The organism is Luteimonas sp. RIT-PG2_3, from assembly GCF_054902115.1.
This window is the reverse complement of record NZ_JBUBPF010000009.1, coordinates 108,427-132,251: the sequence shown is the minus strand read 5'-3', so window position 1 is coordinate 132,251 and position 23,825 is coordinate 108,427. Positions and strand designations below refer to the sequence as shown.

Annotated in this window: 21 protein-coding genes and 1 pseudogene; 4 read left to right on the top strand and 18 right to left on the bottom strand. The window is 66.4% G+C overall.

The features are described from left to right. Positions 1–67: 67 nt before the first annotated feature. Positions 68–946, bottom strand: coding sequence for a bifunctional methylenetetrahydrofolate dehydrogenase/methenyltetrahydrofolate cyclohydrolase FolD (gene folD, locus ACYX7E_RS14375; RefSeq protein WP_462081268.1), 879 nt, complete (start codon positions 944–946; stop codon positions 68–70). Between the two features lie 142 nt (positions 947–1,088). Between folD and ACYX7E_RS14370 the strand changes: the two genes are divergently transcribed. Then, complete coding sequence (locus ACYX7E_RS14370; RefSeq protein ID WP_462081327.1) at positions 1,089–1,421, top strand: DUF1244 domain-containing protein; 333 nt, start codon at positions 1,089–1,091, stop codon at positions 1,419–1,421. 11 nt (positions 1,422–1,432) lie between these two features. Here ACYX7E_RS14370 and moeB read toward each other — a convergent pair. From moeB to ndk, 10 genes and pseudogenes are all read right to left on the bottom strand, one after another. After that, positions 1,433–2,578 (bottom strand): annotated as a pseudogene (gene moeB / locus ACYX7E_RS14365) (molybdopterin-synthase adenylyltransferase MoeB); the annotation flags it as partial. An 80-nt stretch (positions 2,579–2,658) separates the two neighbouring features. After that, positions 2,659–3,885, bottom strand: a complete 1,227-nt coding sequence (locus tag ACYX7E_RS14360) for a molybdopterin molybdotransferase MoeA (protein WP_462081267.1) — start codon at positions 3,883–3,885, stop codon at positions 2,659–2,661. A 15-nt stretch (positions 3,886–3,900) separates the two neighbouring features. After that, entirely contained in the window at positions 3,901–4,491 is a 591-nt protein-coding gene (gene mobA / locus ACYX7E_RS14355; protein WP_462081266.1) for a molybdenum cofactor guanylyltransferase, read from the bottom strand. Between the two features lie 187 nt (positions 4,492–4,678). Further along, positions 4,679–6,079 (bottom strand): ribosome biogenesis GTPase Der, encoded by a 1,401-nt coding sequence (der, locus tag ACYX7E_RS14350; protein ID WP_462081265.1) that lies wholly within the window; start codon positions 6,077–6,079, stop codon positions 4,679–4,681. Between the two features lie 93 nt (positions 6,080–6,172). Beyond that, positions 6,173–7,396: an outer membrane protein assembly factor BamB gene (bamB, locus tag ACYX7E_RS14345; protein WP_462081264.1), complete on the bottom strand. Its 1,224-nt coding sequence runs from the start codon at positions 7,394–7,396 to the stop codon at positions 6,173–6,175. Continuing rightward, entirely contained in the window at positions 7,396–8,028 is a 633-nt protein-coding gene (locus ACYX7E_RS14340) for a YfgM family protein (RefSeq protein ID WP_462081263.1), read from the bottom strand. The genes bamB and ACYX7E_RS14340 overlap by 1 nt, the downstream gene beginning before the upstream one ends. Positions 8,029–8,149: 121 nt before the next feature. Further along, positions 8,150–8,989: a RodZ domain-containing protein gene (locus tag ACYX7E_RS14335; RefSeq protein ID WP_462081262.1), complete on the bottom strand. Its 840-nt coding sequence runs from the start codon at positions 8,987–8,989 to the stop codon at positions 8,150–8,152. Further along, a complete protein-coding gene (gene pilW / locus ACYX7E_RS14330) occupies positions 8,989–9,801 on the bottom strand; it encodes a type IV pilus biogenesis/stability protein PilW (RefSeq protein ID WP_462081261.1) in 813 nt (270 codons plus the stop codon). Before pilW ends, ACYX7E_RS14335 begins: the two co-directional genes overlap by 1 nt. Beyond that, entirely contained in the window at positions 9,788–10,996 is a 1,209-nt protein-coding gene (rlmN, locus tag ACYX7E_RS14325) for a dual-specificity RNA methyltransferase RlmN (protein ID WP_462081326.1), read from the bottom strand. Before rlmN ends, pilW begins: the two co-directional genes overlap by 14 nt. An 8-nt stretch (positions 10,997–11,004) precedes the next feature. After that, positions 11,005–11,430: a nucleoside-diphosphate kinase gene (gene ndk / locus ACYX7E_RS14320; protein WP_462081260.1), complete on the bottom strand. Its 426-nt coding sequence runs from the start codon at positions 11,428–11,430 to the stop codon at positions 11,005–11,007. Positions 11,431–11,650: 220 nt separating this feature from the next. Here ndk and ACYX7E_RS14315 point away from each other — a divergent pair, with 220 nt between their 5' ends. The 3 genes from ACYX7E_RS14315 to ACYX7E_RS14305 all read left to right on the top strand — a co-directional run bounded on the left by ACYX7E_RS14315 (position 11,651) and on the right by ACYX7E_RS14305 (position 16,130). After that, a complete protein-coding gene (locus ACYX7E_RS14315) occupies positions 11,651–12,268 on the top strand; it encodes a TetR/AcrR family transcriptional regulator (RefSeq protein WP_462081259.1) in 618 nt (205 codons plus the stop codon). Positions 12,269–12,372: 104 nt separating this feature from the next. Beyond that, a complete protein-coding gene (locus ACYX7E_RS14310) occupies positions 12,373–14,760 on the top strand; it encodes a 3-hydroxyacyl-CoA dehydrogenase/enoyl-CoA hydratase family protein (protein ID WP_462081258.1) in 2,388 nt (795 codons plus the stop codon). A gap of 164 nt (positions 14,761–14,924) precedes the next feature. Beyond that, positions 14,925–16,130: an acetyl-CoA C-acyltransferase gene (locus ACYX7E_RS14305; RefSeq protein WP_462081257.1), complete on the top strand. Its 1,206-nt coding sequence runs from the start codon at positions 14,925–14,927 to the stop codon at positions 16,128–16,130. A gap of 215 nt (positions 16,131–16,345) precedes the next feature. On the opposite strand, the gene galU is transcribed toward ACYX7E_RS14305, so the two are convergent. The 7 genes from galU to rpsA all read right to left on the bottom strand — a co-directional run bounded on the left by galU (position 16,346) and on the right by rpsA (position 23,740). Continuing rightward, positions 16,346–17,245: a UTP--glucose-1-phosphate uridylyltransferase GalU gene (gene galU, locus ACYX7E_RS14300; protein ID WP_462081256.1), complete on the bottom strand. Its 900-nt coding sequence runs from the start codon at positions 17,243–17,245 to the stop codon at positions 16,346–16,348. Then, on the bottom strand, positions 17,242–19,149 hold the full coding sequence (locus ACYX7E_RS14295; protein ID WP_462081255.1) for a polysaccharide biosynthesis protein: 1,908 nt from the start codon (positions 19,147–19,149) through the stop codon (positions 17,242–17,244). Before ACYX7E_RS14295 ends, galU begins: the two co-directional genes overlap by 4 nt. Next, positions 19,146–20,237 carry an MraY family glycosyltransferase gene (locus ACYX7E_RS14290; RefSeq protein ID WP_462081254.1) on the bottom strand — a complete coding sequence of 364 codons (1,092 nt, stop codon included), beginning with the start codon at positions 20,235–20,237 and terminating at the stop codon, positions 19,146–19,148. The genes ACYX7E_RS14295 and ACYX7E_RS14290 overlap by 4 nt, the downstream gene beginning before the upstream one ends. Then, positions 20,177–21,355, bottom strand: coding sequence for a lipopolysaccharide assembly protein LapB (lapB, locus tag ACYX7E_RS14285; protein WP_462081253.1), 1,179 nt, complete (start codon positions 21,353–21,355; stop codon positions 20,177–20,179). The genes ACYX7E_RS14290 and lapB overlap by 61 nt, the downstream gene beginning before the upstream one ends. Before the next feature lie 4 nt (positions 21,356–21,359). Then, positions 21,360–21,635: a lipopolysaccharide assembly protein LapA domain-containing protein gene (locus tag ACYX7E_RS14280; RefSeq protein ID WP_462081252.1), complete on the bottom strand. Its 276-nt coding sequence runs from the start codon at positions 21,633–21,635 to the stop codon at positions 21,360–21,362. Positions 21,636–21,678: 43 nt separating this feature from the next. Beyond that, entirely contained in the window at positions 21,679–21,981 is a 303-nt protein-coding gene (locus ACYX7E_RS14275; RefSeq protein ID WP_462081251.1) for an integration host factor subunit beta, read from the bottom strand. A gap of 70 nt (positions 21,982–22,051) precedes the next feature. After that, complete coding sequence (rpsA, locus tag ACYX7E_RS14270) at positions 22,052–23,740, bottom strand: 30S ribosomal protein S1 (protein WP_462081250.1); 1,689 nt, start codon at positions 23,738–23,740, stop codon at positions 22,052–22,054. Between the last annotated feature and the right edge of the window lie 85 nt (positions 23,741–23,825).

The following is a 23,825-nucleotide window of genomic DNA, read 5'->3' as shown; positions in this document are numbered from 1 at the left end:
GTGTCGGCAGGATGATCTGTCTCCGATCCGAGGGCCCGCCGGCAGGCGCCGGGGCGGGCCGGGGCCCTCAGCGGGACTGGGTGGACAGCTCGGCCGCTTCCAGCGTGTTCTGCATCAGCGTCGCCACGGTCATCGGCCCGACCCCACCCGGCACCGGCGTGATCCAGCTGGCACGGGTCGCGGCCTCGGCGAAGCCGACATCGCCGACCAGGCGTCCATCCTCGATCCGGTTGATGCCGACGTCGATGACCACCGCGCCCGGCTTGACCCAATCGCCTGGAATCAGGCTCGGCTTGCCAACCGCGACCACGAGGATGTCGGCCTCGCCGACATGCCGGCGCAGCACGTCCTTGGGCGTGAACTTGTGGCAGCTGGTGACGGTGCAACCGGCGATCATCAGCTCCAGCGCCATCGGCCGGCCGACATGGTTGCTGACACCGACGATCGTCGCGCTGCGCCCGCGCACGGGCTGATCGGTATAGGCCAGCAACGTGGTGATGCCACGCGGCGTGCAGGGACGCAGGCCGAACTGGCGCAGTGCCAGGTGGCCGACGTTCTCCGGGTGGAAGCCGTCGACGTCCTTGCGCGGATCGATGCGATGGATCAGGTGGTTGGCGTCCGGGATCCCCGGCAGCGGCAACTGCACCAGGATGCCGTGGACCGCCGGATCGGCGTTCAGACGGTCGATCAGCGCCAGCAGCTCGGCCTCGCCCGTGCCCGCGGGCAGATCGAAATCGAAGGCCTGGATGCCGACCTTCTCGGCGGCACGCCGCTTGTTTCGCACGTAGGACTGCGAGGCAGGATCGCTGCCGACCAGCACCACCGCCAGCCCCGGACGCGGCAGGCCCGCCGCGACCCGGACATCGACCCTGAGCTTGAGCTCATCGAGCAGCGAGTCCGCGATGCGCTTGCCGTCGAGGATGCGTGCGGATGGGCGTGATGACATGGGCAGTGCCGGCCTGGCTGGAGATCTGGCCGGGTATTGTCGCATGATCGTTTTGCATCAGTGCCGCCCACCTCCCGAACCGAGACCCGCCATGAGCAGCCTCCCCAGCGATCCCCGCAACGACGCCGCCGATGACACCAACATTGACAACGGCCGGGACAACGACAGCAGCGACCGCACCACGCGCATCGAAGCCGCGGTGTTCCGGCGGCTGCGCACGCACCTGCTGCAGCAGCGCCCCGACGTGCAGAACATCGACCTGATGATCCTGGCCGGCTTCTGCCGCAACTGCCTGGCCGACTGGTACCGCGACGCGGCGGCAGCCGAGGGCATCACGATGCAGAAGAATCATGCCCGCGACCACTTCTACGGCGAACCGTTCGCGGACTGGAAAGCCAGGCACCAGCGCGAGGCGAGCCCGGAACAACTGGCGGCCTTCGCCGACGTCGAAGCCGCCAAGGCTGCACGCGGCTGAGCTGACAGGCCCTAACCTGCGCAGAACGCCGCGTAATCGATGTAGCCCGGGAACGCGCGCCCAGCGGCACACACCGGGCAATCGGGATCGGGCGACAGCCGGGTTTCGCGGAAGCGCATCGACAGCGCATCGAAATGCAGCAGGCGGCCGGTCAACGGCATGCCCAGCCCGAGCAGCAGCTTCAGGACCTCGGTCGCCTGCAGCATGCCCACGGTACCGGGCAACACGCCGAGCACGCCGGCCTCGCTGCAGTTGGGGGCGTCCTCCGGCGACGGTGGCTCCGGGAACAGGCAGCGGTAGCAAGGCGCCACGCCACGCTGGCGACCGGCGTCGAACACGCTGACCTGGCCCTCGAAGCGATGTACCGCGCCATAGACCAAGGGAATGCCGAGCTTGACGCAGGCATCGTTGAGCAGATAGCGCACCGGGAAATTGTCGGCGCCGTCGAGGACGACATCGACGCCTTCCAGCAGGCGCTCGACATTGTCGGAGGTCACGCGTTCCTGGATCGGCTCGACGCTGATCCTCGGATTGAGCGCGGACAGGCGGGTCTCGGCCGAGTACACCTTCGGCAGACCGATGTCGGCATCGACATGCAGGATCTGCCGCTGCAGGTTGCTGCGCTCGACAGTATCGTCGTCGGCCAGCCGCAAGGTCCCGACGCCGGCAGCCGCAAGATAATAGGCTGCAGGCGAGCCCAGCCCCCCCGCCCCGAGCACCAGCACCGTCGACGCTTCGAGTCGGCGCTGACCCTTCGCGCCGATCTCCGGCAGCAGCAGGTGACGCGAATAGCGTTCATGGAACTCGACATCGACATCGGCATCGGGCCGCGTCAACGGCAGGCCGTCGGCCTGCCAGCGGCTGGTCCCGCCACTGACCGAAGTGACGCGGCCATAGCCCTGGCGCTGCAGTCGCTCGGCCGCCAGCATCGAGCGCGCGCCGCTCTGGCAGATCAGCAGCACATCGCTGTCGCGGCCGTTGATGTGGACCGCCGGATCCGCTTCCAGGGCGTCGCGCGGGACCGCGATGGCGCCCTCGGCCATGCCGAGCGCCTGCTCGTGCAGGTCGCGGACGTCGATCAGCAGTGCGCCGCGTTCCAGCCGCCGCTGCGCTTCGCGTGGAGTGAGCTCTGGAATGGCCATGCGCGCATTATCGCGGCATTTGGCCGTGTGCGCGTGAGGGCACCGTCAGGCAGCCGTGCTCACACGGCCTGAATGCAAGGGTTCGTTGCGCCGGCTCAATATGCCAGCACGTCGACGACACTGCCTTGCGCGTAATCGCGCGCCCCTTCGGGCAAGAGGATCAGCGCATTGGAGTCGGCGGCCGCACGCATCCGGTGCGAGCCGTCCGCGGGATTGGGCAGCACCGACAGCGATCCGTCCTGGTCCGTCGACAGGCAGCCCCTGAGGAACTCGAAACGATCATGGGTCTTGCGCCATGGCGTCTGCAGCCGTGCGTGCCAGGTCGCACGCGGCTCCCGGCCCTGCAGGCCGTCGACCAGGCGACGCCCGAGCGCCAGCCAGGTCGCCAGCACCGATACCGGATTGCCCGGCAGGCAGAGCAGCAGCGCAGGCCCCAGCGTCCCGCCCTCGGCAAACAGCACCGGCATGCCGGGCTTCAGGCGCGCCTTCCAGAACAGGATCCTGCCTTCCCGGCGCAGCAGTTCGGGCAAGTGGTCCTTCTCGCCGGCCGACACCGCACCGCAGGTCACCACCAGGTCGAACGACTGCGCGGCATCGCGCAGCATCGAGGCGAGTCGCTCGGGTTCGTCGGGCAATGTCGGCCAGGCCACCGGCTCGAGGCCCGCCTCGCGCAGCAGTCCCATCAACTGCTCGCGGTTGGAGTTGTAGATCTGTCCGGGCCGCAACGGCAGGCCCGGCTCGACCAGTTCATCGCCGGTCGCGAACACCGCCACCGTCGGCCGGCGCGCCACCTGCAACGAGGGCAAGCCCTGCGATGCGGCCAGCGCCACCCGCGCCGGGGTCAGGACATCGCCCGCACGCAGCAGCCCATCGCCGGCCGCGCTGTCCTCGCCCTGGCGACGCACATGCTGGCGCAAGGCCGGCGCCTTCAGCACGATCACGCGATCGCCTTCGAGGCGCGTGTTCTCCTTCATCACGACGGTATCGCTGCCGGCGGGAAGCGCCGCACCGGTGGTGATCCTTGCGCACTGGCCTGGCGCCAGCGTCATGTCCAGCGCCAGCCCCGCGAACTGCTCACCGACCAGGGCCAGGCCCGTCTCGCCATCGCCGGCCAGATCCGCATGCCGGAGGGCAAAACCATCCATCGCGGAATTGTCGAACCGTGGCTGCGCGAGCGTGGCCACGATGTCGTTCGCCAGCACCCGGCCATGCGCGCGCGACAAGGTGACCTGCTCGGACGCCATGCGATGCGCCTGCGCCTCGCGATCGATGATCGCGCAGGCCTCGGCGTAGGAAATGCGGCTCGGGAAGGAATCGCTCATGACGTTGGCCTGTGATCACATTGCATCGAAACCCGCCTCGCGCAGCGCCTGGGGTGTATTGAGATTGCCGAAGCGTACCCCGGCAAAACGCACGCTCGCCATGTCCATGCCGGCCTGCAGCCGACGCACGGCATGATCGCTGCCCTGCAGGGTGAGCGCGACCGCCGGCCGCAAGGCATCCACTCGCCACAAGGCCACCAGTGGCTGCACGCCGTCGTCGTCTTCGGCAAAGGCACCATCGTTGCCACGCAACGAGGCCAGCGTGCGCAACAGGCATTCGTTGGTGTCGACAAGATCGACCGGCACCGTCAACAGCCATGGCGTCTGGCAGGCGGACGCAAGCGCATCCAGGCCGGAGATCGGACCGCAGTCGACTACGCGATCCGGCACCGCGACCAGGCCGGCGTCGGCATAGCGCTGCAGGTCGCGGTTGGCGCTGACCCGCGTGCCCTGCACCTGTCCCGAGAATCGCTGCTGCAGGCGCAGGACCTGCGGGACGCCGCCGCGCTGCAACCAGGCCTTGTCGAGACCTCCCAGCCGGGTGCCCCGCCCCCCGGCCAACAGGCCGAGCGTGATCTGCCCGGGCGGCAGCATGGACAACGGCATCGGAGACGCACTCATCGCATCGACGACATGCGATCCGCGTGCGGCGCGGAGTACGGCGAAGAGCAGCGCGGCCACGTGGAGCGCAGCAACGTAGCGCGAGGCCACGCGGAAGCCAGGCAGGCGGACGGTACGTCGCGACCGAGTTCGCAAGCGTTGCAGGCATGTTGTCGGCTGCAACGGCCCTGGATCATTTTCCGCGTTTGACGTGGCGGATCAGGCGCTTCTTTTTGGCCACCTGGCGATCGCTGAGGACATTCTTCTTGTCCTTGTACGGGTTCTCACCCTCGCGGAAGATGAACTTGACCGGCGTGCCGACCAGCTTGAAACGCTTGCGGAAGAAGTTCTCCAGATAGCGCTTGTAGCTCTCCTGCAGCGTGCGCAGGCGGTTGCCGTGGACGATGAACGTCGGCGGATTCTCCGCACCAGGATGCGCATAGCGCAGTTTCGCCGAGTGTCCCCGCACCACCGGCGGCGGATTGGTCGCGACCGCGATCTCCAGCGCCGTGGTCACTTCCGAGGTGCTGAAGCTGCGCATCGCCGAACCATGGGCGCGATGGATCGCGCGGAACAGCTCGCGCAGCCCCGAGCCGTGCTTGGCGCTGATCCGTACCGGCTCCGCCCATTGCACGAACGCCAGCTTGCGTTCCAGCAGCACTTCGGTCTGCTCGCGCTGGTAGTCGGTCAGGCCGTCCCATTTGTTGACGGCAACGACCAGCGCACGCCCGGCATCGAGCGCCGCGCCGAGTACGGTCGCATCCTGGTCGGTGACGCCTTCGCTGGCATCGATCATGATCACCACGACCTGGCACTGGTCGATGGCCTGCAGGGTCTTGATGATCGAGAACTTCTCGACCGCCTCGTCGACCTTCGACTTGCGACGGATGCCGGCGGTATCGATCAGGCGGTACTTGCGCCCGTCGCGCTCGAGGTCGACGGCGATCGAATCGCGGGTCGTACCTGGCACGTCGGAGGCGATCATCCGCTCCTCGCCGAGGATCCGGTTGACCAAGGTCGACTTGCCGACATTCGGACGGCCGACGAAGGCGACGCGGATGCGCTCAGGATCGTTGTCGAGCACTTCGCCGGCACCGGTTGCCGGCAGCCTGGCGATGATCTCCTCGACCAGCTCGTCGACACCATGGCGGTGCGCCGAAGACACCGCGAACACGTCCTTGAACCCGTATCGCGAGAAATCGGCCATCGCCGCACGCGCGTCCAGGCCATCGGTCTTGTTGACGATCAGGAAGGTGGGCCGCGACGCCTTGCGCAGCCAGCGCAGGATGTCGTCATCGAGCGTCGACGCGCCTTCGCGGCCATCGACGACGAACAGCACCAGATCGGCCTCTTCCGCGGCCAGGTGCGATTGCCGCGTGGTCGCGCCGGGCAGTCCCTCTTCTTCGTCGCCGATACCGCCGGTATCGACCAGCACGAACGGATGTTCTTCGTCGAGCCGGCAGATGCCGTAGTTGCGGTCGCGGGTCACGCCCGGCTCGTCGTGCACCAGGGCGTCGCGCGTACGCGTCAGCGCATTGAAGAGGGTGGATTTGCCGACGTTGGGACGGCCGACGAGGGCAACGGAAGGAAGCATGTGGATTCTGGTTCTGGAGGTGGGTGCAGCCGGAAAAGCAAAGCCCCGGGCAGTCAGACTACCCGGGGCCAAGAGCAAGTGCCAATGGCGCGGCTATTCCTGGATGCGCCAGGCGCTGATGTCGCCGCCGACGTTCTGGACCACGAGGATGCCGTCGACCACGACCGGGGCGCCAAGGATCGGCTTGCGGCCGGCGCGCTCGCGGGCGGCGAACTCACCGTTGTCCAGGCGCAGCCAATGCAGGTAGCCGTCGAAATCGCCAACCACCGCGTAGTCGCCCTGCACCGCGGCGGCGCCGAGGTTGCGGCGGGCCAGGCCCGGCTGTTGCCACAGGGCCGAGCCGCTGTTGCGGTCCAGCGCCCAGACCGAGCCGTTGACATCGGTGACGACGACGCGGTCGATGCCCAGGCCCGGGCGATTGGAGCCGCCGTGGTCGGCGCTCCAGATCGGACGGCCGCTGGGAGCATCGAGCGCCATCGTGCGCTGCTTGTAGCTGGAGGCGTACAGCACGGTGCCGTCGAGCAACGGGGTGCCGTCGACATCGGCCATGCGGTCGAGTTCGGTACGGCCGTCCGGTTCGGCGATGACCTGGTCCCAGATCGGGCGACCATCGGCCAGCGTCAGTGCGGCCAGCGTGCCGTCGTCGTTGCCGACGAACACGAAGCCCGGACCCAGCGCAGGCGCGTCATTGCCACGCACAGTCAGGCTCGGCAGTTCCTGGTTCCAGAACCAGCGGCGTTCGCCATTGCTGGCATCCAGCGCGGTCAGGCGGCCATCGTTGGAACGCACCAGCACCAGCCCCTGGCCGATCGCGGGCGCTGCGATAATCTCGCTGGCGACCTTGACCTGCCAGCGTTCGGCACCGGTCTCGGCATCCAGCGCGATCACGTCGCCCTTCAGGCTGCCGACCACGACCAGGCCGTCGCCGGCCCCGGGACCGCCGGTCAGGCGCGCGTCGGACTTGTACTGCCACAGCGACGCGCCGCTCTGCAGGTCGAACGCGCGCACGCCGCCATCGACGGCCGCCGTATAGACACGACCACCGACCACGGCCGGGGTCTGGCGGATGCCCAAGCGGTCTTCACCCTTGCCGGCATTCGCCGTCCAGATCCGCGAGACCTTGGCGCTGGCGGTGAAATCCACCAGCTCGGCAGGTTCGGTGGGCTTGCCATCGTCCTTCTTGCTGCTGCCGAACCAGCCCTTGACGGTGCTGCAGCCCGCCAGCACGAAGACGCAGGCCAACACGGTGGCAATGCGGACGAGCGGCCTGGCCCGGTTGCGGGAACCGTTGCCAGTGGACTTGGTGAGTGACTTCATCAGGATTGCGACTCCGGCTGCTCCGGCGTGCCGCCGGTCTCGGTGAGTTTCAGTTCAAGCAGGCGGCGCTGCGGTGCGGCCACGTCGAGCTTGCGAAGTGCATCGGTGTAGGCCTGACGCGCTTCTTCGGTCTTGCCGAGCGCGAACTGGGCATCGCCACGGGTCTCGAGCGACACCGCGTCGTCGGAAGACGCCAGCAGCTGAAGCGCTTCGGCGCCCTTGCCGGTATCGATCAGCAGGCGCGCGAGGCGCTGCTGGACCACCGACTGCAGGCCGGGGTCACCGCCCTGGGCGCGCTTCAGCGCAGCGATCGCCGCGTCATGCTCGCCGGCATCGACGTGCGCCTTGGCCAGGTCCAGCGCGATGAGTTCGGCGTAGGCCCCCTCGCCCAGCCCGGTGGCCGCGGCTTCAGCCTTCTTCAGGTCACCTGCAGCGATCGAGGCCACCACCGTCTGGTACGCATCGCCCGCCTGCAGTCGCTGGTTGTGGGAATGCTGCTCCCACCACTTCCAGCCGCCGATGATCGCAATGCCCAATGCCAGTCCGCCGATCAGGCCGAGCGCATTGTCGCGCAACCACTTCTGGACCCGTTCGCCTTGTTCGTGTTCGTCGAGCAGTTCGTCTAACGCCATCTGGATGCTGCCATGCTGCCTGTCGCCGGGACGCTCGATCCGGGCGTGATTGAATGGATGGGCGTGCCGCAGGCGTTATGCCTGCAGAGAGGGTCCGAGCCGCTGGAATGAATCCGTCGCGTTATTCGGAGACCGGCCCGAGTGAGCCGTCAGAGGATACCGTAAAGCGCGCGACGTTCGCTCGCTGGTAGGCAGACAGATCCTGAACGTCGCCGTTGCGCCTGACCTCCACGCCCCCGGCGTTGCCCAGCACGATCCGGCCCACCTGTCCGGCAGCAAAACGGCGTTGTTCGCCCGCCTTCAGCAGGCCCTGTTCGATCTGCGCACCGTCAGGCGCGAACACCTGGACCCAGCTGTCGCCATTGAGATGCAAGGTCAGGTCCATCTGCTTTTCGGCCGGTGCGCGCGGCAGCGCCATCGACGCGACCAGCGGGGTCGGCTGCGGACGCGCGACCGGTGCCTGGGACGCAGGCGCCGCACCATCCGGCGCCTGGGTCGGCATATCCAGCGACGCGGCCACTTCGGCCGGGCTGGACAGGTGCGAACGCGTGGCCATCCACACCGGCACCACGATCAGTCCGGTGATGACGACATAGACCATGCGGCCCATCAGCTTCTCGGCCACCCGCCGCAGCGGCGGCGTGTAGGTCATCGGCACCAGTTGCGGCGGCCGGATCGGGGCCTGCGAGGTCGCGATCGGCACCAGATCCGCCGGCAGCCCCAGCAGGCGCACGTAGCTGCGCAGCTGGCCACGGACGAAGACCGGTGCACCCAGCCGCTCCCAGTTGCCGGCTTCCAGGGCTTCGATGATCCTGACCTGCATCTTCAACTTCGAGGCCACATCCTGCAGGCCCAGGCCAGCCTGGATGCGGGCCTCGCGCAGGCGCACGCCGATCTCGACCGCTTCCTCGCTGCTGGGCGGGTTCGGCGGAGTGGGCGGCATCATGTTGTTGGACGACATCATGGCTTCCTGATTTCCCCTGTATCAGCGGCCCCTGCCTGCGGAAAATCCGCGTTCAGCTGCTGAACATATCGAGTGGCGGCGCGCGTGTCGCCGAGCTTGTCTTCAATCTGTGACGCAAGCAACAGGGCCGCAGGTGTCGCGGTCGCCGCTTCCAGCCTGCGCTGCGAGAACGCCCGCGCTTCAAGGAAGTGCCCGCTGCGGTACTGGAGTTCGGCCATCGCACCCAACGCGACGACGTTGTCGGGCGCAAGGTCCAGCGCCGGACGCAGGTACCTGTCGACCTGGTCCAGTTGCCCTGCCGACAGCAGGCAGGCACCGGCATTGGCCATCGCCGAGGCGCGCCTGTTGTACGCAGGATCGGCCAGGGCGCGGTCGAACCAGCCCACGGACTCGGCCTGCCTGCCGTTGTCGCACAGCCACGCACCATAGTTGTTGAGCGCGATGCCCTGCTCCGGCGCGAGCTCGGCGGCCCGGGCGTAATAGCCGCCGGCCTGCGCGGTGCGGCCACGCGCGGATTCGATCAACGCCAGCATCGTGTGCGCGTCGGCGGAACGCCGCGACTGCTTCAACGCCAGCCGGGTCTGTTTCTCTGCCTCGTCGAACTCGCCATCCTGCAAACGCCGCTCGGCCAGCAGCAGGTGCTGGCGGACCAGTGACGATGCGCTGGGATCGGAGCGGAAACTGTACTCCGGCGCCACCTGCTTGAATCCCCTGGGACTGGGATCGGGCCGCACGAAGGTCAGCCGCGAACAGGCCGTCATCACGACCAGACAGGCCAGCACCAGCAGCAGGACCTCAGGCCGCGGCATCAACCCCTCCACTGCCTGGCGTCGAGGACTCCAGGTGCTTGCGGAACTCGGCCTGCCTGCGCGTCCGGTCGGCGACCTGGCCCTTGAGCTGGCCGCAGGCCGCATCGATGTCGTCGCCGCGCGTGCGACGCACCATCGTCAGCACCTGCGCATCCAGCAGCAGTTTCTGGAACGCCCGGATGTCGGATTCCTCGGAACGCTCGTAGCGAGTGCCGGGGAAGGGATTGAACGGAATCAGGTTGACCTTGCCGGCATCCTTCATCTGCACCGCGTTGTCGAACTGGCGCATCAGGCGCGCGAGCTGGCGTGCGTGCACGGCCTGGTCGTTGATGCCCTTCATCAGCGTGTATTCGAACGTGATCGACGAACGCGGCTTGCGCAGCACGTAGCGCTCGCAGGCGGCCATCAGTTCGGCGATCGGGTATTTCTTGTTGAGCGGTACCAGCTCGGTACGCAGCTCGTCGTTGGCCGCATGCAGCGACACCGCCAGCGAGACGTCGCTGACTTCGCCCAGCTTGTCGATCATCGGCACCATGCCGGCGGTCGACAGCGTCACACGCTTGTTGGCCAGGCCATAGCCGAGATCGTCGCGCATGATGCTCATCGCGCGGACGACATTGTCGAAGTTCATCAACGGCTCGCCCATGCCCATCATCACCACGTTGGTGAGCTTGCGCTGGCGATGCGGAATGTTGCCAAGGTGCTTGGCCGCGACCCAGACCTGGCCGATGATCTCGGCGGTCGACAGATTGCGGTTGAAGCCTTGCGTGGCGGTCGAGCAGAACTGGCAGTTCAAGGCGCAACCGACCTGCGAGGACACGCACAGCGTGCCGCGACCCTTGTCGGGGATGTAGACCGTCTCGATGGCGTTGCTGCCGTCCATCGCCAGCAGCCACTTGTGGGTGCCGTCGGTGGAGGGTTTTTCAAACTGGATCTGCGGCACGCGCACTTCGGCGCGCTCGTGCAGCTTCGCGCGCAGCGGCTTGCCCAGGTCGGTCATCTCGTCGAAATCGGTGACGTGACGATGATGGATCCACTTCATGACCTGATGGGCGCGGAAACGCTTCTCGCCGAGAGTATCGGCGAAGAAGCGCTCCAGACCTTCGCGATCGAGGTCGAGCAGGTTCTGCTTGTCGCCGACGGCATTGCCGCCGGTGGTCTTGACTGCAGAGGGGATAGCAGCGACTTCGATCACGACATCACTCAACGCGAGACGACTTCAGTGGCGGCGAAGAAGTACGCGATCTCGATCGCGCCATTCTCGACCGAATCCGAACCGTGCGCGGCGTTGGCGTCGATCGAATCGGCGAAATCGGCGCGGATGGTACCGGCCGCGGCATCCTTCGGGTTGGTCGCGCCCAGCAGGTCACGGTGCAGTGCAACCGCGTTCTCGCCTTCCAGCGCCTGGATCACGACCGGACCACTGATCATGAACTCGACCAGCGCGTTGAAGAACGGACGCTCGCGGTGCACGGCGTAGAAGCCTTCGGCTTCCCGGCGCGACAGCTGCTTGTACTTCGAGGCGATGATCTTCAGGCCCGCCTTTTCGAAGCGCGAGTAGATCTCACCGATGACGTTCTTGGCGACGGCATCGGGCTTGATGATGGACAGGGTGCGCTCCAGCGCCATGGGACATTTCTCCGGACAAATGGGGGCCGCCCACACTGGTGCGGCCGAGATTAGCATGGAAAAACCCGCGTGCGGACGCGGGTTTAGCCGATACGGCTACGGTAATTCTAACGGAATGTCACTTAACGAAATACAGGGCCTGGAGGTCGGGTTTGACCGCTGGCCTGAATCCCCCTAGGATTCAATCAATCGTTTGATTCATTCTAGCAGGGCCGACGGCATGGTGGCACAGCAGTTCTCGACCAAAGACAGGATCCTGGGCGCCGCCGAGGAGCTGTTCGCACTGCACGGCTTCAGCGGCACCTCGCTGCGCCAAGTCACCGGCCGGGCCGACGTCAACATCGCCGCGGTCAACTACCACTTCGGCAGCAAGGAAAACCTGGTCAACGAGGTCTTCCGCCGGCGCATGGACGTCATGAGCGCCGAGCGGCTGGAACAGCTGGCCCGGGCCCAGGCCGAGCACCCCGGCGAGCTGGAACCGGTGCTGGCGGCCTTCGTCGAGCCTGCCCTGGCCATGGCCCAGGATCGAAACGGCGGCGGCGCCTTCATCCGGGTCATCGCCCGCGCCTACGCCGAGAAGAACGACGGCCTGCGCAAGTTCCTGTCCGACCAGTACGGCCACGTCCAGCGCGATTTCGCCAAGGCGATCGCCGCCTGCCTGCCCGGCATGACCAAGGAAGCACTGTACTGGCGGCTGGACTTCCTGGGCGGCTCGTTGACCTATGCAATGTCCGATTTCGGCCTGATCAAGCGGCCGACCGGCGTCAGCGAAGCCGCCCACCGGGCCCGCGCCGCCAGCGAGCTGATCCGCTATGCCGCCGCCGGCTTCCGCGCCTGACACATCCCACGCCTATCCTGTCCACCTGACCGCCCCGTTCGCCGATACCCGTCCGTCGAGTCCGCTCCTCCCACTCGTCGACACCTTTCAATAGGGAAACCGCTATGTCCGATACGCTTCTCGTCCGCCGCGCCGCCGTCCTCGGGGCTGGCGTCATGGGCGCCCAGATCGCCGCCCACCTGACCAACGCCGGCATCGATACGGTGCTGTTCGACCTGCCCGCGAAGGACGGTCCGGCCGACGGCGTGGTGCTCAAGGCCATCGCCAACCTCGGCAAGCTCAGCCCCGCCCCGCTCGCCAGCAAGACCCTGGCCGAAGCGATCGCGCCGGCCAACTACGGCACGCCCGAGGAGAGCCGCGGCCTGGAGCAGCTGCGCGGCTGCGATCTGATTATCGAGGCGATCGCCGAACGCATGGACTGGAAACAGGACCTGTACCGCAAGATCGCCCCGTTCGTGGCCGACCACGCGGTACTGGCCAGCAATACCTCCGGCCTCGGCATCAACGCCCTGGCCGACGTCCTGCCCGAACAACTGCGCCACCGCTTTTGCGGCGTGCACTTCTTCAATCCGCCGCGCTACATGCACCTGGCGGAACTGATTCCCGCCAAGAGCACCGAACAGCGCGTGCTGTCGGGCCTGGAAACGTTCCTGACCACCCAGCTCGGCAAGGGCGTGGTCTACGCGCGCGACACCCCCAACTTCATCGGCAACCGGATCGGCGTGTTCTCGATCCTGGCCACCGCGCACCACACCGCGCAGTCGGGCCTGGGATTCGATGAGGTCGACGCGATCACCGGACCGCTGATCGGCCGCCCGAAGTCGGCGACCTACCGCACCTCCGATGTCGTCGGCCTGGACACCATGGCCCACGTCATCAAGACCATGGCCGACACCCTGCCCGACGATCCCTGGCACCGTTACTTCAAGTCCCCGGCCTGGCTGGATGCGCTGATCGCCAAGGGCGCGCTGGGACAGAAGACCGGCGCGGGCATCTTCCGCAAGGTCGGCAAGGACATCGTCGTCCTCGACGTCGACAAGCAGGACTACCGCCCGGCCGACCGCGTGGCGGCGGCGGAGGTGATCGAGATCCTGAAGCAGAAGGACCCGGCGCAGAAATTCGCCCAGCTGCGGGCCAGCGAGCATCCGCAGGCGCGCTTCCTGTGGGCGGTGTTCCGCGACCTGTTCCACTACAGCGCCTACCACTTGGCCGACATCGCCGAGACCGCGCGTGATGTCGACCTTGCGATCCGCTGGGGCTACGGCTGGTCGCTGGGTCCGTTCGAGACCTGGCAGGCCGCCGGCTGGAAGCAGGTCGCGCAGTGGATCGCCGATGATATCGCGGCCGGCAACAGCATGAGCGACGCGCCACTGCCGGCCTGGGTGCTCGATGGCCGCGACGGCGTGCATGGCCGGAACGGCAGCTTCAGCCCGTCCAGCGGACAGGTCCTGCCACGCTCGTCGTTGCCGGTCTACCAGCGCCAGCGCTTCCCGGACCCTGTGCTCGGGGAGCGCTTCCCGACCGGCGACACCGTGTTCGAGAATGACGGCATCCGCTTGTGGACCGATGGCGACGACATCGGCGTGGTCTCGTTCAAGACCAAGATGCATACGGTGTCCGATGCCGTGCTCGACGGCCTGCAGGAAGCCATCGGCATCGCCGAGCGCAAGTTCAAGGGACTGGTCGTGTGGCAGCCGAAGGAACCGTTCTCGGCCGGTGCCGACCTTGCCGGTGCGCTCGGCCTGCTGCAGTCGGGCAAGGTCGATGCCTTCGAAGCGATGGTCGCCAACTTCCAGGCCACCAGCCAGCGCATCAAGTACTCGCTGGTCCCGGTCGTCGCGGCCGTGCGTGGCCTCGCCCTGGGCGGCGGCTGCGAATTCCAGATGCACAGCGCGCGCACCGTGGCCCACCTGGAAAGCTATATCGGTCTGGTCGAAGCCGGTGTCGGCCTGCTGCCAGCGGGCGGCGGCCTGAAGGAACTGGCCGTCCGCGCCTCGCAGGCGGCAGGCCCCGCTGGCGATGTCTTCGCGGAACTGAAGAAGACGTTCGAGACCATCGCGATGGCCAAGGTCTCGGCCTCGGCGATCGAGGCCAAGGAGCTCGGCTTGCTGCGCGCAGGCGACAAGGTGGTGTTCAACACCTACGAGGCCCTGCACATCGCCCGCCATGAGGCCTTGGCGCTGGCCGAAGGCGGCTATCGTCCGCCACTGCCGGCGCGTCGCATCCAGGTCGCCGGCGACGTCGGCATCGCGACCTTCAAGATGCTGCTGGTCAACATGCTCGAAGGCCGTTTCGTCAGCGAGTACGACTACGAGATCGCCAGCCGCATCGCCACCGTGCTGTGCGGCGGCGAGGTCGATCGCGGCGCGATCGTCGACGAGGAGTGGTTGCTGCGTCTGGAACGCAAGCACTTCGTCGAACTGGCGCAGCAGGACAAGACCCAGGCCCGCATCGCGCACATGCTCAAGACCGGCAAGCCGCTAAGGAACTGATCAGGAACACAGCATCGGGAATGGGGGTTACGAACAATCCGTTGTCGCCCCTCCATTCTCCCCACCTTACATTTCTGCCGGCAGTGGGAATGCCCTGGATCGCGTGAATCCGCACTTGCGGTTCCCGACCCCCCATCCCCCGCTCCCGGTTTTCGGAGAACGCCATGAAACAGATCCAGGACGCCTACATCGTCGCCGCCACCCGGACCCCGGTCGGCAAGGCGCCCAAGGGCATGTTCCGCAACACCCGTCCCGACGACATGCTGGCCCACGTGCTCAAGGCCGTGGTCGCGCAGGCGCCGGGCATCGATGCCAGCCGCATCGACGATGCGATCATCGGCTGCGCGATGCCCGAGGGCGAGCAGGGAATGAACGTGGCCCGCATCGGCCTGTTGCTGGCCGGCCTGCCGAACACGATCGCCGCTCAGACCATCAACCGCTTCTGTTCGTCCGGCCTGCAGGCCGTGGCGATGGCGGCCGACCAGATCCGGCTTGGCAATGCCGACCTGATGCTCGCCGGCGGCACCGAGAGCATGAGCATGGTGCCGATGATGGGCAACAAGGTGGCGTTGTCGCCCAGCGTGTTCGCCAACGACGAAAACGTCGCGATCGCCTACGGCATGGGCATCACCGCCGAGAAGGTCGCCGAGGAATGGAAGGTCTCGCGCGAGCGCCAGGACGCGTTCGCCCTCGCCTCGCACCAGAAGGCGATGGCCGCGATCCAGGCCGGCGAGTTCCGCGACGAGATCACCCCGTACCAGATCAACTCGCACCAGCCCGACCTCGCCGGCAACAGGATCGTGCTGCGGCAGTCGCTGGCCGAGCAGGATGAAGGCCCGCGTCCGGACAGTTCGATCGAAGGCCTGGCCAAGCTGCGCCCGGTGTTCCGCAACGGCCAGTTCGGAGGTTCGGTCACGGCCGGCAATTCGTCGCAGATGAGCGATGGCGCCGCAGCCGTGCTGCTGGCGTCGGAACAGGCCATCAAGGATTACGGCTTGACGCCACTGGCGCGCTTCGTATCGTTCTCGGTCGCCGGCGTGCGCCCGGAAGTCATGGGGATCGGCCCGATCGCGGCGATCCCGAAGGCCTTGAAACAGGCGGGCCTGACCCGGGACCAGCTGGACTGGATCGAACTCAACGAGGCCTTCGCCGCACAGGCCCTGGCCGTCATCGGCGACGTTGGCCTCGATCCGGACAAGGTCAATCCGCTGGGCGGTGCGATCGCGCTCGGGCACCCGCTGGGCGCCACCGGTGCGATCCGGACCGCGACCCTGGTCCACGGACTGCGCCGCCGCCAGCAGAAGTACGGCATGGTGACGATGTGCATCGGCACAGGCATGGGCGCGGCCGGCATCTTCGAGTCGCTGTAAGCCGGCGCCGCCTCGCGCGGACACTGCCTTCGACGGTCCCGACACCACGGGCGGCGGATGCCGCCCAGTTCCGCCACCGGAAAACAGGAACGGCGCCAATGGCGCCGTTCCTGTTGTTCCAGCCCATTGCATGGTGATCGTTCGACTTGATGAGATCGATCGGATCGATCAGGCCGACACGGCCGCCCCCCGTCAAGGCGCCTGCGCAGCCCGTATCAGGGCAAGGTCGAGACCCCGAGTTCCTGCAACGCAGCCTGCATGCTGCGCTGGGCAGCTTCGCTGAGTTTTTCATTGTCCAGCGCGAACCGGATCGTCGCTTCGATCAGGCCGATATGCGTGCCACAATCGAACCGCGTGCCCTGGAACCGGAACGCATCGATACGCTGATGTCCCAGCAGCGCCGCGATCGCGTCGGTCAGCTGGATCTCGCCGCCCGCGCCCGCCTGGGTGGCTTCGAGCTGCTCGAAGATGTTGCCGGGCAGGATGTAGCGGCCCACGACCGCCAGGGTGCTAGGCGCGTCCTCGGGCTTGGGCTTCTCGACGATGGACGAGATCGCGCCATGGCGACCATCGAACTGGCCGGTCGCGACGATGCCGTAGCTGCCGGTCTGGTCGCGCGGCACGTCCTGCACCGCGATGACGCCCGAACCCGTCGCCTGTGCATGGTCGGCCATCTGCTTGAGCGCGCCATTGCCGGTGTTCCAGATCAGGTCGTCGGGCAGCAGCACCGCGAAGGGTTCGTCGCCGACGATCGGCTTGGCGCACAGCACCGCATGCCCCAGTCCAAGGGCCTCGGCCTGGGTCACGAAGATGGCGCGGACATGCGGAGGCAGCACGTTGCGGATCAGCGCAAGCTGCTCGTGCTTGCCTGACTTCTCCAGCTTCTGTTCGAGCTCGTAGGCCTTGTCGAAATAATCGGCCACCGCATGCTTGTAGCGGTTGGTGACGAAGATCAGCGTATCGCAGCCGGCCTCGACGGCCTCATCGACGGCGTACTGGATCAACGGCCGATCGACGATCGGCAGCATTTCCTTGGGTACGGTCTTGGTCGCGGGAAGGAACCGGGTGCCCAATCCTGCGACCGGGAAGACTGCCTTGCGAATGCGTTGGGTCATGTGCGCCGTGCTTGTCTTGCGGGGAAGGACACCACCGTACCGCTTTCGGCGGTCGGCAACCGGGTCAATGGCCTGAATTCGGGCAACGAATCACGCAGCAGCGTTGCCAGGACGTCAAGGTCATAGTTGGCCACGGCCTCCCGCATTGCAATCACCGCCTTGTTGACCCGCTCGACCGGTACATCGCGTGCCTCGGCCTGCAGGATCTTCGGGTGGATCGTCGGGCGGTAGCTTTCGTCGGCGTGGAACAGGGTTTCGTGCAGCTTCTCGCCCGGGCGCAGGCCGGTGTAGACGATTGCGACGTCGCGCTCGGGATGCTTGCCGGCGAGCCGGATCATCTGCTCGGCCAACAGCCGGATCGAGACCGGCTCGCCCATGTCCAGCGTGTAGACGGCCTGCCCCGCTCCGATCGCTACCGACTGCATGATCAGCTGGCAGGCCTCGGGGATGGTCATGAAATAGCGGGTGACCTGCGGGTCAGTCACCGTCACCGGTCCACCGGTGCGGATCTGCTCGCGGAACAGCGGCACGACGCTGCCCGCGGAGTCGAGCACATTGCCGAAGCGGACCGTGACGAAATTGGTGGACGACTGCGAGGCCAGCGCCTGGCAAGCCATCTCTGCCAGGCGCTTGGTCGCGCCCAGCACGTTCACCGGATCGACGGCCTTATCGGTGGAAATCAGCACGAAGGTGCCGACGCCGGCCGCACTGGCCGCGCGGGCCACGGTTTCGGTCGCCACCACATTGTTGCGCACAGCTTCGCGCAACTGCTTTTCCAGCACCGGAACCTGCTTGTAGGCCGCGGCATGGAAGACTGCATCGGGCGCAGCCAGCGCGAGCGCATGGCGCATGACCGCGGGATCGCCGCAGTCGCCCAGCACCGCCACCAGTTGCGTGCGCGGAAAATCGCGTCGCAATTCCGATTCCGTCCGGGTCAGCGCCAGCTCATCCATTTCGATCAGTGCGATCGAGCGTGCGCCATGGCGTGCGCACTGGCGGCACAGTTCGGAACCGATCGAACCACCGGCACCGGTGATCAGTACGCTCCTGCCCCCCAGCCATCCACGGATCGCCTTCCAGTCGGGCGTCACCGGCTTGCGGCCCAGCAGGTCCTCGATCGCGACTTCCTTCAGCTCACCAGGCAGCGAACGCCCTTCCAGCAGGTCGTCCAGTCGCGGCACCGTGCGGAACGGCAGGCCGGTGCGCTCGCAGGCCTCGACCACGCGCCGCATCGCCGCGGCGTCGATCGAAGGCATCGCGATCACCAGCAGTTGCGCCGCGGTCTCGGGCGCGATCCGCGCCACGTCCTCGACACGGCCCAGCACCGGGAGGCCCTGGATCTCGGCACCCCGCAGCTTGCCGGCATCGTCGAGGAAACCGACGGGCAGATAGGCACCCGCGCGCCGCAGGTCACGGACCAGGGTCTCGCCGGCCTGGCCAGCGCCCAGGATCAGCACACGCAGCGCCGAGGTATCGGTCCGGACCAGGCCGTGGTCCTTCCAGGTGCGGTAGATCAGGCGCGGCATGCCCAGCATCGCCGTCAACACCAGCGGATACAGCAGCAGCACCGTGCGCGGGACCTGGTCGAGCCGGTTGTACAGGAACAGCACGACAAAGATCGCGAGCAGGCCCAGCAGCGAGGCCTTGAAGATGTTCATCAGGTCCGGAACGCTGGCGAAACGCCACAGCCCCCTGTACAGGCCCACCTTCCAGAAAACGGCGCCCTGCGCGGCCAGGATCAGCACAGCCTCGATCGACCACAGCGGCGTCTCGACCGCATTGACCATCATCGAGTGACGGACCTGGTACAGGCCCATCCAGCACAACCAGACCACGCACAGATCGTGCAAGACGATCGCAACACGCGGGAAATAGATGCCGAACCGTTCCTTCAGATGACTCATCTCAGTCCGATTCCCTCATCGTCGATCCTTCGTTCCCTGTAGCGCGCCTGCAGGTAAAACCAGGCCGCAATGCTCAACATCGTCCAGCCGCCGATGATGCTCCACGCCAACTGATGCGTGGATGAACGAAAATATAACGTGATTGCGATCGCAACCAATGTCGCAATTGCGTAAAAACACGTCACGATGAGGTGGCTACCAACGCCTTTCGCCCAACGCTGATAGGCATGCTGGACATGCGGCGACCACCACCGCTCGCCACGCAGGATGCGCTGCATCAATGTCAAGGATGCGTCAACGAGGAAGATCGAGAGCGGCAGCAACAGCCATGCCATGCCCGATGGCGACGATGCCGTCTTCAACAGGACGGCCCCAGCCAGCCCCGCCAGCAGATAGCCGAGCGCCCCACTGCCGACGTCGCCGAGAAAGATCCGTGCATTGGGGAAGTTGAAGGGCAGGAAGCCCAGGACGGCGCAGGCCAGCGTCCATCCCAACCAGGCCTCCGGCCCGGTACCTACGAAGACTGCATAGCCCAACGCCGCGAGTGCGGCCTGCGAAGCCGCCAGGCCATTGATGCCGTCCATGAAGTTCCAGACATTGACCAGCACGATCGCGAGCCCGACGACCAGTAGCGCTTGCAACGCGGACGCGCCCAGGGTCGACATCGACATGCCGAGCAGCAGGGCCGCCAGTGCATGGACCGCAAGACGCAACCATGGCGACAACGGCCGATGGTCGTCGACCCAGCCGATCCCGGCGACCAGCACCAGACCGGCCGCCATGGGTACCGTCGCGAACCGCCAGGACGAGAACAACAGCGCCAGTGCCAGCATCGCCCCCAGCATCACGATGACGATCGAGATGCCGCCTCCGCGTGGCGTGGCCTGCGTATGGCTGCGGCGCTCGCCGGGCTGGTCGACCAGTTGTCGGGCCAGCGCGTAGCGGCGCGCCCAGCGCGTGCCGATCGCCGCCGCAACCAGGCAGGCAATCATGGTCGACGCCAGCAGCATCGGCGTCGGCACGCCGATCAGACCACCGCGTAGTTCAACAACGGCTTGATGGTGCCCCACTCCTTGCAGCTCGGGCATTGCCAGTGGTGACTGCGCGCGCCGAAACCGCAACGGTTGCAGCGGTAACTGGGATTGCGCACCAGCAACTGCTCGGTGATGTGCTTGAGCTCCAACAACGTCGTCTGGTGGTCGCCATCGTCGGCCAGGCTCAGGTCGATCAACGCCGCCTCGCCACGCACGGACGGCCGCTCCTTGAGCTGCTGCGCAAGATAGAGTCGCGCCGCATGCACGCCCTCCTGGCCTTCGACCAGGCGCGTCAGCGCCAGCACCGGTGAGATGCCGCGATAGTGCTCGCTCATCTCGGCGAGGAAATTACGCGCGCCGGAGAGATCGCCGACCCGGTCGTAGGCCGCCAGCAAGGGCGGCAGCAGCTCGGGCAGATAGTCGGTGTCGTGCCGGGCCGCACGTTCGTAGGCGCGGATCGCGGCGGCATCATTGCCGGCATCCAGCTCAATCCGGCCTTCGATCATGCCGGCGCGTACCGATGTGGAATCGGCGGCATAGGCGCGCGTGACCGCCGCACGGGCGGACGTATCGTCTCCGGTGGCACGGAAACGCTCGGCCAACTCGCATTCGAACTGGCCGATCAGCTTGCCCATCGGTTCACCGGTCGCCGCCTCATAGCGGGTCGCGTTCTCGATGGCTTTCGCCCAGTCGCGCTCGGCCTGGTAGATGCCGATCAGGTGCTTCAAGGCCTGCGGCGCGCGCTGGTCGATCGCGGCCAGATCGGTGAACACCACCTCGGCGCGATCCAGCAGTCCCGAGCGCATGTAGTCCTCGCCCAACGCCAGCAGGGCCTGCACCCGCTGCGGATCGCTGAGGTCGCTGCGCTGTGCCAGCCCCTGGTGCAGGCGGATCGCGCGATCGACTTCGCCGCGGCGGCGGAACAGATGGCCGAGCGCCAGCTGGGTCTCGAAGGTGTCCTTGTCCAGCTGCGAAATATGCAGGAACAGCTCGATGGCCTTGTCCGGCTGCTCGTTGAGCAGGTAGTTCAGGCCGCGGAAATACGTGGTCGACAGTTCGCTGACCTGGGTATCGCTATGACGCTCTCCGCCACGGCGCCCGATGATCCAGCCCGTCAGGGCGGCGATCGGCAGCAGCAGGAAGAACCAGAACCATTCGGTGACAAACGCCATCGTGTCAGGCTCCGTCGTCTAGGGGGGAAGGTGAAGGGGGTGGCGGCAACGCTGCGCGCGACTGTTTCAGGCGGCGATGCAACGGCAAGACCGTAGACAGCGCGACCATCAGCCCGCCCACGATGACGCCGATGGACAGGGCCGCGAGCACGAGCACGCCGAGCGAACCGGGAACGACGATCCATCCAAGGTCCAGCCGCACGCGCTGCTCGTTGAGCGATCCGATCAGGACGCCGAGCACCACGAAGACGACTGCGATGAGAATGCGGATCAAGCGCATGGTGGGCCCAAGCTTAGCGCAGGGCGACGAGCCACGGGCGGACTCAGTCTTCGGCAGGCAGCGGAATGACCGTGGTCACCCGTTCGCGCAGTTCCTTGCCCGGCTTGAAATGCGGCACATGCTTGCCCGGGAGCGCGACGGCATCGCCGGTCTTGGGGTTGCGTCCAGTCCTGGGCGGCCTGAAATGCAGGGAAAAACTACCGAAACCACGGATCTCGATGCGATCGCCCTGCGCAAGCGAGGTCGCCATCATCTCCAGCAGGGATTTGACGCCAAGATCGACATCGTCCCCTTTCAGGTGCGACTGGCGCTGGACCAGGATCTCGATGAGTTCCGATTTCGTCATGTCATACGTCGTGGCGTGGAAGATCGATGGCGATCCGGCGCTAAGGCCGGATCGCCACCACCGGAACTACTTATTCCGACTTGTTTTCCAGCTGCTCGCGCAGCAGGGCACCCAACTTGGTAGTGCCGCTGGACGCTTCCGACGCAGCCTTGTTGTACTCGGCCAGGGTCTCGGCCGTTTCGGCTTCGTCCTTCGCCTTGATCGACAGCTGCAGCGTGCGGCCCTTGCGGTCCATGCCGGTGAACTTGGCTTCGATCGACTGGCCGACCTTCAGGAACTGCGAGGCGTCGTCGACGCGCTCGTCGTTGATGTCGCGGGCGGCCACGTAACCTTCCACGCCATCAGCCAGCTCGATGACCGCACCCTTGGCATCGACTTCCTTGACGGTGCCGGTGACCTTGGAGCCCTTCGGGTTGGTCGCCATGAAGTGGCCGAACGGGTCCTGCTCAAGCTGCTTGACGCCCAGCGAGATGCGCTCGCGCTCCGGATCGACTGCCAGCACCACCGCTTCCAGGGTGTCGCCCTTCTTGAAGTTGCGGGCCACGTCTTCGCCGGTGGAGTTCCAGGTGATGTCCGACAGGTGGATCAGGCCGTCGATGCCGCCGTCCAGGCCGATGAACACGCCAAAGTCGGTGATCGACTTGATCTGGCCTTCCACCTTGTCGCCCTTCTTGTGGATCGCAGCGAAGGTTTCCCACGGATTGCTGGTGACCTGCTTGATGCCCAGCGAGATGCGGCGACGCTCTTCGTCGACGTCCAGCACCATGACTTCCAGTTCGTCGCCGATCTGGACAACCTTGGACGGATTGACGTTCTTGTTGGTCCAATCCATCTCGGACACGTGGACCAGGCCTTCGACGCCCGGCTCGATCTCGACGAACGCGCCGTAATCGGTGACGTTGGAGACCTTGCCGAACACGCGGGTGTTGGACGGATAACGGCGGGCGATGTTGTCCCACGGATCCTCGCCCAGCTGCTTCAGGCCCAGGCTGACGCGGTTGCGCTCGCGGTCGTACTTGAGCACGCGGACGTCGAGCTCGGCACCCACTTCGACGACTTCGGACGGATGGCGCACGCGCTTCCAGGCCATGTCGGTGATGTGGAGCAGGCCATCGATGCCGCCCAGGTCCACGAACGCGCCGTAGTCGGTGAGGTTCTTGACGACGCCCTTCAGCACCGCACCCTCGACCAGCTTTTCAAGCAGCTGCTCGCGCTCTTCCGAATGCTCGCTCTCGACCACCGCACGGCGGGAGACGACGACATTGTTGCGCTTGCGATCGAGCTTGATGAGCTTGAACTCGAGCTCCTTGCCTTCCAGGTACACCGGGTCGCGCACCGGGCGCACGTCGACCAGCGAACCGGGCAGGAATGCGCGGACGTCCTTGATGTCGACGGTGAAACCACCCTTCACCTTGCCGCTGATGCGACCGGTGATGGTCTCGTTCTTCTCGAGCGCTTCTTCCAGCTCGTCCCACACCATGGCGCGCTTGGCCTTTTCGCGCGACAGCACGGTCTCGCCAAAGCCGTTCTCGAGGGAGTCCAGCGCCACCTTGACGATGTCGCCTTCGGCGACGTCGATCTCGCCGGCGTCGTTACGGAACTGTTCGATCGGCACGATGCCTTCGGACTTGAGGCCGGCATTGATGACGACGACGTCGGTACGCACCTGGATGACGGTGCCGGTGACGATCGCGCCGGGCTTGAGCTTGGCCAGATTGGCCTGGCTCTGTTCAAACAGTTCAGCAAATGATTCGGTCATTGAAAAAGTACTCGGTAGATAGCTCAGACCGGGCCCGCATCGCGGTTGCCGGTCCACCCGTTGTCGGCCGTGCGGGATTGCAATG